Genomic DNA, 12,385 nt, shown 5'->3' with positions numbered 1-12,385 from the left:
TTATTGTGATATATAATAAAAGAAGTGATGACAAATTTTGGTCTTTTTTTGCAAAACCAAAGACAACAAAAACTGCCAAAATGCAAGAAATATTAAGGAGGTATTAAGTGATGTCAAATTATAGTTTCAAATTGAACAACAATCAAGTAGCAACAATTAAAAAATTCTACTACAAACAATTAAAATTATCGCCTAATAAAACGGTTGCTTTTGTTATAGATGAATCTTTGGCTAAAATAACAGTTTATAATAACGGAACTTTGTTAGTGCAAGGAAAAAATACCTTATCTATCGTTGCTTTTATTAAAAAAATATTGCAAATGAAAACAGTTAGCGATAATAGCGAAATAAAAGAAGTTAGCCATTCATTAGTCAAACAAGTCCCAACGTTAAAAACTAAAAGCAATGCAGGGACAAATTCATTTTTGCCACTTTATAACAAAAAAACTTATTATCTTCCATCCATTGGTTCTGATGAAGTAGGTACAGGAGATGTTTTTGGTCCTGTTATTGTTTGTTGTGTTTACTTGACTGCTAAAAATATTGTTTTTTTGCAAAAATTAGGAACTATTGCCGAATCCAAAAAAATCTCAGATGAAAAAATAATGCAGCTAGCTCCTTTAATTATGAAAGAAGTTATTTATTCTTTTAAAATAATGATGCCTTTAGAATACAATCAAACAATCAAACAATGTAATCTCAACAAAATTAAAGCTTTAATGCATAACGAAGCAATTAAGCAAACCGTTTTAAAAGCTTCTCCAAATGTTCCTGTCATTTTGGATCAGTTTTGTTTTCCTAAAAATTATTTTAATTATTTGCAAGACCAAAAAGCCCAAAATGAGATTTATACAAAGATTATTTTTGAAACTAAGGCTGATAGTTCTTATTTTAGTGTTGTTGTGGCTTCTGTTATTGCTAGATATCTTTTTTTAACACAAATAGCAAAACTTTCTAAGCAAATTAATTCCAAATTGCAATTAGGAGCAGGCAAATTGGTAGATTTGCAAATTGATTTGATAGTAAAACAACACGGATTAGAGATTTTGCCTCAAATTGCTAAGTGTAATTTTAAAAATATTGTGCGCAAAATGGAATAAATTTATAATATTGGTGCTTAATTGCAAGTTTATTTATCCAAAAACACATTTTAAGGAGTTTTTATGTCAACTATTTTTACTAAAATTATCAAAAAACAAGTTCCTGGTTATCTACTTTATGAGGATAATTTAGTAGTTGCTTTTTTAGATATTACCCAAGCGACCAAAGGACACACTTTGGTGGTGCCTAAACAAGAATATCGTGATATTTTGATGATGCCCGAAGATGTTTTTGCCCACTTGTTTAAAGTAGTACATCAAATAAGCAAAGTATTAATGGATGTTTTTCAAGCTCAGGGAATCAATTTATTAAATAATAATGGCAAAGTAGCAGGGCAGACTGTTTTTCATTATCATGTGCATTTGATTCCTCGTTTTGATGAAAAAGAAATTAATTTGGTTTTTAAAAATAATGCTTCTTTGATGTTTCCTCAAGATTATGAAAAAGTTCAAAAAGCTATTTTAGCGCATTTGAATAAATAAAAAATATATTGTTAAGGAAACATAAAATAAATATATTGCTGTCTTGCTTTTTTTGATGATAAAACCTTTACAAAATATTTATATGGGTTTTTATGGGTCTTTTCTAACTGTTTCATTTATTTAGGCAACTTAATATTTTAATATAACATTTAAGACCAGCTTAATCGTTGGTCTTTTTTGTTTATAAAATGGCACAATTATTAACTTATAATAAAAAACCAAACTATTAAAATAGTTTGGTTTAATCATAGATATGTAATTGGAAGCAAAAATTAGCTTTTGCGAGTTACTTTTAAGAAATGATAAAAAAATTTGTCAAATAAATGATATTCTTCTAAAATTTGAAAATCGTTTTTTAATAGCCATTCTTGAAGATAATCTTGATTGCTTTGTGATCCTAATATAAAATGTTTGCTTTTATTAGGACTTTTTTCAAGTATTTTAGTAATAGCATAAGTTCCCATACCACAAATTAGGGCAAGATCAAAATCTTGGCAAATGTTTTGGAATCCGTCACTTAAACAAAAAGTAACTGGATAGTAAGCAAGGTTTTTTTGGGCTTGAAATAAAGGTTTTAATCTTATATCTGCTGCAATTGCTTGTTTGATATAGCCTTGTTGAAAAGCCTTTTTGAGTACTAAACCATGATCTGTTCCGATGTCTACAACAGTGTCATAATTTTTAGTAAGAGACGCAATAAAAGGGATTCGTTTCATTTTATTTGTGGTTGTGGTACAAACTTTTTAATTTGCTTTGTTTAGCTGGAGTTCTGAGTCGTCTTAGAGCTTTGGATTCAATTTGGCGGATTCTTTCTCTAGTAACTCCAAATAAAGTGCCTACTTCTTCTAAAGTATGGGTTTTGCCATCTAAAAGACCATAGCGCATTTTTAATACTTTTTCCTCGCGGTCAGTTAAGGTATTTTCTAGGACTTCATCTAAAAGCTTTTGAGTTACTTCTTTCATCATGTATTCGTGGGGGGATAAAATGTTGGGATCTGAGATAAAATCCCCCAAAGAAGTTTCGTCTTCTTCGTTTTCTCTTGCGGGAGCTTCCAAAGAGATGGGTTTTTTTTCAATATATTGGATGCTGCGAATTTTTTCAGCAGAAATATTCATTTTGTCGGCTAACTCTTCAACTGTAGGTTTTTTCTTAAGTTTTTGAGTTAATTTGCGAGTGCAAAGTGCCATTTTATTAATAGTTTCTACGATGTGGACAGGAATTCGGATAGTTCTTGCTTGATCGGCAATCGCTCTTGTGATGGCTTGTCTAATCCACCAAGTGGCATAGGTAGAAAATTTAAATCCTTTTTGATAATCGAATTTATCTACTGCACGCATTAAGCCCATGTTGCCTTCTTGGATTAAATCAAGAAACAAAATGCCTCTTCCAATATATCGTTTGGCAATGGAAACTACTAATCTATAATTGGATTCTACCAAAATATCTTTGGCGCGCCTTGCTTGTTCGATTTGGTCATGTGCTTCTTGGAGTTGTTCTTCGGATAATTCAATTTCTTTGGTTTTGTGCTTGGCAAGCTTTTGTTTGGCTTGTTTTCCTAAAAAAACTAAAATGGATTTTTTTTGTTCTTCTGCTAGCGAAAGCAAAGGGATTTGACCAATTTCTTTTAAATACATGCGAACTGAGTCATCCATTTTAATATCAGAATGGTTTTTAGAAATTTCTTCTTTATAAATTTTTTCATCTTCGTCTTCTTCTAATTCTATGAGTTTTTCATCTGATATTAAGTCCTCTTCAGAAATGTCAAAATCTTGGATGTCTTCTTCTGAGTCTTGTGTGTTGTCTTCATCTTTGTTGTCATCTGTGTTTTCTAAGTTTTCGTTTGTTAATTCGGAATCAAGGTCAGTAAAATCATCATTGGTGGTGTTTGTTTGGGGGTGCGTATCATTTTGATTGGGGTTTTCATTTAGGGATGGAGCTGCTTGTGTTTCGCAAGAAATAATTTGAATCCCTTTTTCTTTTAGGTTTTGTGCTATTTGTTGATATGGTATTTTTATGTTTTTATTTTGCAAAAAAGACATAATTAATTGAGATGTTAGTTTTTGTTCTCTTCCAGCTTGCTCATTTAAAGTTTTGATTATGTTATCGAATTCCATTTATTAACTCCCTTTTTTCTTTTTTTAATTAAAATTTGGCTATGAACTTGTTTTGATTTTGGTTTTTTGGATGATTTGTTTTTTAACAAAATATATCATTTACTAATTCGCTTAATTGTTGTTGTAATTGTCTTCTTTCTTTTTTGAGCTTGTCTTTCTTTTTTTGTAATTTGTTTTTTTCAGTGTTATCTATTGGAAGTAATTTATCATTTAACTCATTTATTTTTTGTTGTTTTTGTTCTATTTTGTCGCGGATTTCTAATTCTTTTATATAATTGTTAAATATTTTGCCTTCTTTATCTTGTAAAAGAGGGCGCTTTTCCATTTTAAAAAAATGATGTTTTTCGATAGATGTCAATAAATCATCAATATTTTCTTTAAATGCGGTGTTTTTGATTTCTTCCCAAGGAATACAAGTTTGTTTAGGATTTTTCTTGTAATAATTTTTAATATAGTTTAGCAGACAACTGCATTGCAAGTCATCAAAACCGGGGGTTTTTTTGATGGTGGCAAATGTTTTGGGGTTTTGGGTTTTGAAAAAAGCAGCATTTAAAAGCAATTCTATGATGATTTCTATTTTAATGTCAAATTTGGTTACATTTAATTGTTGTTTGGTTTGAGCAATGTAAGGAGGTTTTGGGGCTTTGTTAATGGAGACTTGAGAATTAAGGTTAACTGTTAGTTGATATGTTTTTTGTAAGTATTCTTGATAAAGCATTTTGATTTCAAAGCTTGAGGATTGGAATAGTTCTTGTAATTCTTTTTTGGTTTGGGCTTGGTTGTAAGAATCCATTTGTTGGCAAATCAAATCCACTTTCAAAGCTAAAAAATCCTTTAAATTATCAGTTAGAAGGTGTTGGTATTTTTCGGGTCCTTCAGTTTTGATGTATTCATCGGGGTCTAGATTATTGGGAAAATCTACTATTTGGACTTTGAAGTGGTTTTTTTGGAGAAAGGTTCCAATTTCTAAAGTAGCGGTTTTTCCTGCTTTGTCGCCGTCATAGGCAATAATTATTTTGTTGGTGAGTTTTTTTAATAGTTTGGCATGATCCAAAGTAAGGTTGGTTCCCATGGTAGCAACTACGTTTTTGAATTGGGCTTTGAAAGATGCCATAACATCAAAAAAACCTTCATGCAAAATGACTTTTTGTTTTTTTCTGATTTCAGCTTGGGTTTCGTAGTATTGATACAAAGTTTCGCCTTTTTTGAAAATTATTGTTTCGGGACTGTTGAGATATTTAGGCATTTGAGCATCTAGACTGCGGCTGGAAAAAGCAACAATTTGGCCTGATTTGTTAGTAATGGGAAAAATGAGTCGGTTTTTGAAAAAATCATAAAAGTTGCCGGTTTTGTCGTCTTGATTGATGAGACTTAATTTTTTGAGGTCATCAGGGTCAAATTTGGCACCTTCCATTAAATAACGTGATAAATGGGAAGCTTTGGGAGCATAACCTAATTTAAAATGTTTTATTATGTCATTGTCAAAGCCTCTTTTTTCTAAATAATTGAGGACTTGTTTGTTGTGTTTTAATTGATGGGAATAAAAATCTGCTGCTTCTTGCATGATGTTGTAGAATTTTTGGTATTGATGGGTGCTTTGTTGGGGTAGGGAAGTAGCAATGCCCAATCGGGTTGCCAGTTCAAAAATGGCTTGATTTAAAGGGATGTTTTTGATGCTTTTGTAAAAAAAAACAGGATTGCCGCCTTTTTTACAAGACATACAAACTCCTATATTTCTTTCAGGAGACACAAAAAAAGAAGGCGTTTTTTCATCGTGAAAAGGGCACAACCCCATGTAATTTTTGCCTGATTTTTTTAATTGTACAAATTCTTGAACTAAATCAAGGATAGGCATTTTTTCATTGATTTGATAAATTAATTGTTTGTTATCTTGCATTTTGATCCGTTATTTTAAAATAATTTTTTCTTGGATGTATTGTTTGGCTTCTGCTAGTAAAAAGGTTTGTTGTTGGGCGGTGTCACGCTTTCTTAAAGTCACTGTGTTGTGGGTAAGGGTTTGGTCGTCTACAGTGAGACAAAAAGGAGTACCAATCATATCTTGTCTGCGGTATCTTTTGCCAATACTTTGGGTCTCATCGTAACAAACATCAAAATGTTTGGCTAAATACTGGTGGATTTTTTGGGCTTTGGCGCTGTGTGTTTTTTTGATTAATGGCAAAACAGCTACTTTGTAAGGTGCTAAAAAAGGGTGAAAAGTAAGGATTTGCCTTGTTTCGTTGGAGGTGCTTTCTTCGTGGTAATTGTTAATTAGAAAAGCAAAAAATAGTCTTTCTATTCCTAAAGAAGGTTCGATAACGTAGGGTAAAATTTTTTGTTTGGTAGTTTCGTCAAAATAAGTAAGATCTTTTTTGGAGTGTTGTTGGTGGGTTTTCAAGTCGAAGTTTGTTCTGGAAGCAATCCCCCAAAGTTCATCAAAACCCCAAGGAAATTTGAATAAAATATCGCAAGTTTGTTGTGAATAATGGCTGAGGTTTTCTTTTTTGTGGTCTTTAAATGTTAAATTTTGCGGGTTCATCCCCAAAGTAATTAAAAAATCATACATTAAGTTTTTCCAGTGGTTAAACCAATGGGCTTCGGTGCCTGGTTGGCAAAAAAATTCTAGTTCCATTTGTTCAAATTCACAAGTACGGAAAATAAAGTTGCCAGGTGTCACTTCGTTGCGGAATACTTTTCCAATTTGGCAGACTCCAAAGGGAAGTTTTTTTCTGGTAGTTTTTAAAATGTTTTTAAATTGGATAAAAATTCCTTGTGCTGTTTCAGGTCTTAAATATAGAGGTTTGGAGTTTTCCAAAATGACTCCTTGATGGGTTTTAAAAAGCATGTTAAAAGGTCTGATGGGTGTCCAGTTGGAAGTTCCTAAGACTTGGTTTTTGACTAAATAGTCATACATTTGTTCGTAGGACCAACCGCTAATATCTAACTGTGGATTGTGGCTTTCGATGAGTTTATCAGCACGAAATCTCTTGTTGGTGTCTTGATTTTCGGTAAGGGGATCCGAAAAAGAATCCAGATGACCTGAGGCTTTCCATACGGTAGAATTAAGTAAAATGGATCCATCTAACAAAACATTATTGGGTTGTTCTTGGACAAATTTTTGCAACCAAGCTTTTTTAATGTTGTTTTTTAATAAACTGCCTAAAGGACCATAATCCCAACTATTGGCAAGTCCTCCATAAATTTCACTGCCTGCAAATACAAATCCTGTTTGTTTGGCTAATGAAATAACTTTGTCTAAATGTTGCATCCCAAAGCTCCTTTTTGTTGTTGGTGTTGATGTTTTGATTTCTGCGTTTTTTTTTTTTTTGATTTTGTTTTTTTGAGTTTTTTCAATTATAATTATTTAATATCCAAAGCGACTTAATAAATCTTTTTGGTTGCGCCAATTAGGATACACCTTGACCCATAAATTAATGTGAGTTTTGATTTGCAAATGGCAATTGAGGTCTTGGCGAACATGTGTTCCTATTTGTTTGAGTTTGGAGCCTGCCTTGCCAATTAAGATTTGTTTTTGAGAGCTTCTTTCTACCAAAATCAAGCCCCAAATTTCTAATAAATGGTCTTTTTGTTCCATTTTTTCAATTATTACAGCTGAGGCGTGAGGGATTTCTTCGTGGACATAATAAAGGACTTTTTCGCGGATTATTTCTGCTATCCAAAGTTCTTTTTTTTGATCAGTAATCATGTCTTGCGGATAGTAAGCGACCCCTGGTTTGATATTTTGATAGATATTTTCTTTTAAAAAAGTGGTGTTTTTGGCTTTGATAGCAGAAAGTGGGATTACTGTTTGAAAAGAAAAATGGTTTAAATAGCTTAAAATAATAGCATTAATTTGGCTTTTGCTCTTTAGACGGTCAATTTTGTTGATGACTAAAAAAACTGGTTTTTTGGTTTGGAAAATCATTTTTAACAAAGTTTCTTCTTTGGGATGATAAAAGGAATCTGTTAAAAAGAGAATTAAATCAACGTCTTTGATGCTTTGAAAAGCGATGTTGTTCATTTTTTGGTTCAATAAATGTTTATATTGGTTAATTCCTGGGGTGTCTACAAAAATATATTGGGCGTTAGGTTCGTGGCAAATGCCAATAATTTTGTGACGTGTTGTTTGGGGTTTGGCGCTTGTGATGGCAACTTTTTGTTGGGTTAATGCGTTTAGAAGAGTTGATTTGCCGACGTTTGGGCGTCCCAAAATAGCAATAAAACCAGATTTAAAATCCATGTAAGTCCTCAATTTCTTAGTTATTTTTTTGTTTTTCTTTTTCCTTGTTGGTGTTTGTGCGGGTGTTTTTATTTTGGTTTGTTTCTTTTTGTTTGGTTTTTATGGGATTTGGGGCTGCTGCTGTTGTTTTATGTTGTTTTGTCTAAATTTAGACCTACGTTTTGTAAAATTTTTTCTTGTAAAGCAAGCATTATTTGAAACTCTTCTTCGGTGCGGTGTTGATAACCCTTAAGATGCAAAAAACCATGCACTGCTAAAAAAGCAATTTCGCGTTCTAAACTGTGTTTGGCTGTTTGTGCTTGGACTTGGGCTTTGGAAAAAGAAATAAAAACATCGCCTAAAGAATTGTCTTCTAAGCCTGCAAAAAAAGTTAAATCATTAGGAAAAGACAAAACATCTGTGGGATAATTTTTTTGGCGATAAAAGGAATTAAGTTCTTGAATTTTTTCGTTGGTAACAAAAATGAGATGCATTAATTTTTTTTCTTTGATGGGTAAAAACATTTTAATTAATAAAGATTTAAAAGGTGTGATGCAAAAAGAAGTTTGATTGTGGATTTTAATGATCATTTAGCATTTCCTATTTGGGGTTTGGGTGGTGGTTGTAGTTTTGGTTGCAATTGAGTTGTTTTTTTGGTAATTTTTAATAATGAGATTATTTTTTGATGATTTGAGCGAACATTTGAACGAATAAAATAAAAAGACATTTGCAAAAAAAACTTAAGCAAATATAAGAAAATATAAAATAAAAAAAAGCAACTTATTTCAAGTAGCTTTTAATTGATTAAAACATTAACGCTTTTTACTACGCATATTTTTTTGGCGATTTTTCTTTTGTACGCTTGGTTTAATATAATGTTCTTTGCGACGCGCTTCTGCTAGGACACCAGATTTAGAAACTTCTCTTTTAAAACGACGTAGCGTTTCTTCGATAGTTTCTCCTTTACGAAAAACAGTTTTTGGCATGAATATCTCCTTTCCGTAATCTCAAATTAAAAATTAGCAATACTACTTATATTGTATCTCTTTTTTTGTTGTTTGTCAATAAGAAAAAGCGAAAAAATAATTAAATATTTTTGTAAGTGGTTTTGTCTTTTGTTTATGGTCGTTTTTTATGGTGAAATTTGTCATAAATACGGTTAAATGAAATGCAATAGTAATAATGTATTTTTATTTTTATATAAATGAGTAATTTTAAATTTGAAGTTGTTTTTGTAATTGTTTAGTTTTTAAGTATAATTGAAAAAAATGACTGCACTGTTCAAGCATGTTTGTGATAAAATTCGGGTCTTCTTTGACTTCGATATTTTTGTTGGTTTGGTCGTTTTGATAGACTAAAAAGTAAGCTTTAATTGATTGAGAACAATAAATTTGGGCTTGGAGTTGGGCATAATAGATAGTAGGGATTTTTCCTTCATTTAAAAAGGATTGCCAAGTATAAGAGGCAAAAGAAATGGGGCATTTGATTTCTAAGAGGCTTTGGGACTGGGCGTCCCACCCATCCAAAGAAGCAGACATGAAATCTTTGACAAAGACTTTGGGTTCGAATTGCATTTTTTGTGTTTGGTTGAAAAAATTTCTTGCTTGGGGTTCCAAAATTCGTCCGCGTTTCATTGCTTCGTTGTCTTCGATTGGAGTGCCAAAAACTTTTCTTTTTAATAATTGCTCTTTGGTTTCAAATGGATTTAAGCCCATGATAGCTGCTACTTCGGAAGCATTAATGTATTTTTTGCGATGATTGTGCCAAGCTAAGGTATTTTGTTCTAATTGCATATGGCATCAACTATTGTTGGCACCAAAAGGAAAGTCCAAAAAAAGCCATGGTTAAAACAGTAAGAAAGCAGTTTAAGAAGAATTGTTCGCCTTTGATTTTGCGTCCTTGTTTTTGTTCGGAAAAAGAATTTCCCAAAGAAAAGCTGTCGTTGCTATCTGCTAAAAATAAAGTACTTAAAACGATAAAAGTACAAATAGTTACAAAAAAAACGGTATAATTCATAAAAATCTCCTTTGATTTTGGTAATTTGATTTTGTTTTTTTTTGTTTTTAAATTTCTAATCGATTTAATAAAATAATGATTGATGATTCGTTTTTTGATAAATGTTTAAAATTTAATTACTCTTTTATTTTAGCAAGAAAAGCAGTTGTATTTTCAAATATTTTTATATTTTGGGAATTTATAAAGCGTACTTGGATTAAATCTTGCATGATGGCTTCCACTACGCCCAAGCCGAGAGTTTTGTGTTTGACTTTGTCTCCTTTTTGAAAAAAGCCATTTTCATTAGTGCAAGATACTTGGTTTGATTGGTTTGGTTGAAATAAATGTGGGGAAAAATAATTTGGTCTTGGGGTTTCTTTTGAAAAAAAGCCCATTTCTTGTAAAAAGCGTGAAGGTTGACTGTCTATTTGTTTGCCATATGAAACTCTTTGATAAGCCCCAGTTAAAAATAACTTTTCTTCGGCTCTTGTAATTGCTACATAAGCTAGACGTCTTGATTCTTCTAAATCGCTTTTTTCTTTTTGGTTGCAATCAAAAAAAATATCTTCAAAAGCAGCTATAAAAACCACTCTAAATTCTAAACCTTTGACTTTGTGAATAGTAGAAAGTTTAACGCGATCGTTTTTGCTTGGGGTTTTGGGGTCTTGTTCGGTTTGTTCGTTAATTTCGCTATACAAAGATATTTGATCTAAAAGTTGGGTTACTTTTTCAAAAATGTTTCCTTCCAAATTTTTTTCTGCTTGCATAAAAACTGATTTTAATTCTTCGATGTAATGTAAAGCAGGCTCAGAATCTTTTATTGATTGCATTTTGTAAGTTTCATCGTTTTTGTGACAATACTTAATTTTTTCATCAATATGAGTAATTATATCACTAAGACAGTCAAAAGAATCATTAATTAGTTCTTGGCGTAAAGCTGTAATTAATTTTTGAAATGCGTTTAGTTTAGCTTTGGTATTTGGTTGAATTGGAGTTTGGTCTAGGTAGTTAAGGGCGTCAAAAAGAGCTAAGTTTTTTTCTTGGGCAATTTGTTCTAGATGTGCAAGTGAAGTTGTTCCAATTCCTCTTTTAGGGGTGTTAATGATGCGTTTGAAATCAAAATCTTGTGAGGGATTTGTAATAACATTGAGATAAGCTAAAAAATCTTTGACTACTTTGCTTTGGTAAAAGGAAATACCTCCAAAAACTTGATAAGGAATGCTGTTTGCTAAGAATTTTTCTTCCAAAGGGCGTCCCAAAATGTTATTACGATATAAAATAGTAAAATCTTGATAGCTGCAAATACCTTGTAAAACAAGGTTTTGGATGGTTTTTGTGATGTAGTCTGTCTCTTCTTTATAATCTGAAAAAAACTTGTAAATAACAGGTTCGCCTCTGCTTTTAGTGCTTTTGAGATTTTTTTTAAAAGGATGGTCTTCGTTGTGTTTAATCAAAAGGTTGGCTTTGTCTAGGATGTTTTTAGAAGAACGGTAATTTTGTTCCAAAAAAGCTACTTGAGGACTAAATTTATTTAAGAACAATTGGCTGTTTTCAAATCTGGCTCCTCGAAAAGAATAAATGTTTTGGTCAGGGTCTCCTACTACAAAAATATTTTGGTGGTTTTGGGCTAAAAGAGTCAAAATTTGGTATTGAAAAAAATCAGTATCTTGGAATTCATCAACTAATACATATTGGAATTTTTGTTGATAAAAAGCCCTTACATCGGCATTTTCTTGGAGCAGTTGGTGCGTATATAAAATAAGGTCATCAAAATCAACTAAATTATTGTTTTGCAAAAAAATTTGATATTTAGCTTTGATTGGCATTTCGAATTCGTATCTGTTTTCACGTTGAAAATTGTGTTCTTTTTGGGTTGCGTGTTGCAAAGTGTCTTTGTTTTGTGGTTCGTGTTTTCTTTTGATAGCAGAAATGTTTTTTCTTAATTCGCTAATTTTTATTCTTTTGGGGTCGATATTCATTTCTTTTAAAATGTCTTTGATGATTTTTGTGCAGTCGTTGTCATCTAAAATTTTAAAATTGGTGCGATATGAAAATGGTAAAAAGGGGATAAATTTTCTCAAAATTTGGTTTCCCAAAGAGTGAAAAGTGCAAATAGTAATGCCTTTGTTTTTTTTTTGACCAATCATTTTGGCAAGTTTTTCTTGCATTTGTTTGGCAGCTTTGTTGGTGAAAGTAAGGGCTAAAATTTGGTTGCTTGGTAAGTTTTTTTGTTCGATTAAATAAGCAATTTTAGCAGTTAAAGTGGTGGTTTTACCAGTGCCTGCTCCTGCTGCTAGATAAAAAGATTTAGCATTGCTTGTGACTGCTGCAAGTTGGGGTTTATTTAATTTTTCTAAAAAATTGGTTTTATTGGAAAACATTTTTATACCTTTTATTTCGTTGTTTATCCTTTTTGTTTTGTGGTTTTTTTCTGGGAGTGTTTTTTGTTTGGGTGATTTGATGGGATTTATTAGTT

The 12,385-nt window shown here is 31.6% G+C and carries 12 protein-coding genes; 2 read left to right on the top strand and 10 right to left on the bottom strand.

All coding sequences use genetic code 11. From position 1 onward, the window contains the following. Positions 1 to 110 precede the first annotated feature (110 nt). Positions 111 to 1,100 (top strand): ribonuclease HIII, encoded by a 990-nt coding sequence (gene rnhC, locus HGD80_RS01975; protein ID WP_225904419.1) that lies wholly within the window; start codon positions 111 to 113, stop codon positions 1,098 to 1,100. 63 nt (positions 1,101 to 1,163) lie between these two features. Then, positions 1,164 to 1,583 carry an HIT family protein gene (locus tag HGD80_RS01970; protein ID WP_034171969.1) on the top strand — a complete coding sequence of 140 codons (420 nt, stop codon included), beginning with the start codon at positions 1,164 to 1,166 and terminating at the stop codon, positions 1,581 to 1,583. A gap of 272 nt (positions 1,584 to 1,855) precedes the next feature. Here the strand turns inward: HGD80_RS01970 and HGD80_RS01965 are convergent, their stop codons facing one another. From HGD80_RS01965 to HGD80_RS01920, 10 genes are all read right to left on the bottom strand, one after another. Then, positions 1,856 to 2,299, bottom strand: a complete 444-nt coding sequence (locus HGD80_RS01965; protein WP_219475441.1) for a class I SAM-dependent methyltransferase — start codon at positions 2,297 to 2,299, stop codon at positions 1,856 to 1,858. Position 2,300: 1 nt separating this feature from the next. After that, positions 2,301 to 3,698 (bottom strand): RNA polymerase sigma factor RpoD, encoded by a 1,398-nt coding sequence (gene rpoD, locus HGD80_RS01960; RefSeq protein ID WP_219475438.1) that lies wholly within the window; start codon positions 3,696 to 3,698, stop codon positions 2,301 to 2,303. Positions 3,699 to 3,780: 82 nt separating this feature from the next. Beyond that, positions 3,781 to 5,595 carry a DNA primase gene (gene dnaG, locus HGD80_RS01955; protein WP_219475436.1) on the bottom strand — a complete coding sequence of 605 codons (1,815 nt, stop codon included), beginning with the start codon at positions 5,593 to 5,595 and terminating at the stop codon, positions 3,781 to 3,783. Positions 5,596 to 5,604: 9 nt separating this feature from the next. Continuing rightward, entirely contained in the window at positions 5,605 to 6,963 is a 1,359-nt protein-coding gene (locus HGD80_RS01950; RefSeq protein WP_219475433.1) for a glycine--tRNA ligase, read from the bottom strand. 96 nt (positions 6,964 to 7,059) lie between these two features. Continuing rightward, on the bottom strand, positions 7,060 to 7,935 hold the full coding sequence (era, locus tag HGD80_RS01945) for a GTPase Era (protein ID WP_225904418.1): 876 nt from the start codon (positions 7,933 to 7,935) through the stop codon (positions 7,060 to 7,062). A 128-nt stretch (positions 7,936 to 8,063) separates the two neighbouring features. Beyond that, positions 8,064 to 8,504, bottom strand: a complete 441-nt coding sequence (gene ybeY / locus HGD80_RS01940; RefSeq protein ID WP_011160973.1) for an rRNA maturation RNase YbeY — start codon at positions 8,502 to 8,504, stop codon at positions 8,064 to 8,066. Between the two features lie 222 nt (positions 8,505 to 8,726). After that, positions 8,727 to 8,900 carry a 30S ribosomal protein S21 gene (gene rpsU / locus HGD80_RS01935; protein ID WP_011160972.1) on the bottom strand — a complete coding sequence of 58 codons (174 nt, stop codon included), beginning with the start codon at positions 8,898 to 8,900 and terminating at the stop codon, positions 8,727 to 8,729. 228 nt (positions 8,901 to 9,128) lie between these two features. Beyond that, positions 9,129 to 9,707 carry a YqaJ viral recombinase family protein gene (locus HGD80_RS01930; protein WP_219475428.1) on the bottom strand — a complete coding sequence of 193 codons (579 nt, stop codon included), beginning with the start codon at positions 9,705 to 9,707 and terminating at the stop codon, positions 9,129 to 9,131. Between the two features lie 10 nt (positions 9,708 to 9,717). Next, complete coding sequence (locus tag HGD80_RS01925) at positions 9,718 to 9,930, bottom strand: hypothetical protein (protein ID WP_042068387.1); 213 nt, start codon at positions 9,928 to 9,930, stop codon at positions 9,718 to 9,720. A 116-nt stretch (positions 9,931 to 10,046) separates the two neighbouring features. Further along, positions 10,047 to 12,290: an ATP-dependent helicase gene (locus HGD80_RS01920; protein WP_219475425.1), complete on the bottom strand. Its 2,244-nt coding sequence runs from the start codon at positions 12,288 to 12,290 to the stop codon at positions 10,047 to 10,049. Positions 12,291 to 12,385 lie beyond the last annotated feature (95 nt).

Origin of the sequence: Paulownia witches'-broom phytoplasma (assembly GCF_019396865.1) — a bacterium.
Classification (GTDB): Bacteria; Bacillota_I; Bacilli_A; order Acholeplasmatales; family Acholeplasmataceae; genus Phytoplasma; species Phytoplasma asteris.
This window is presented reverse-complemented; position numbering and strand designations above follow the sequence as displayed.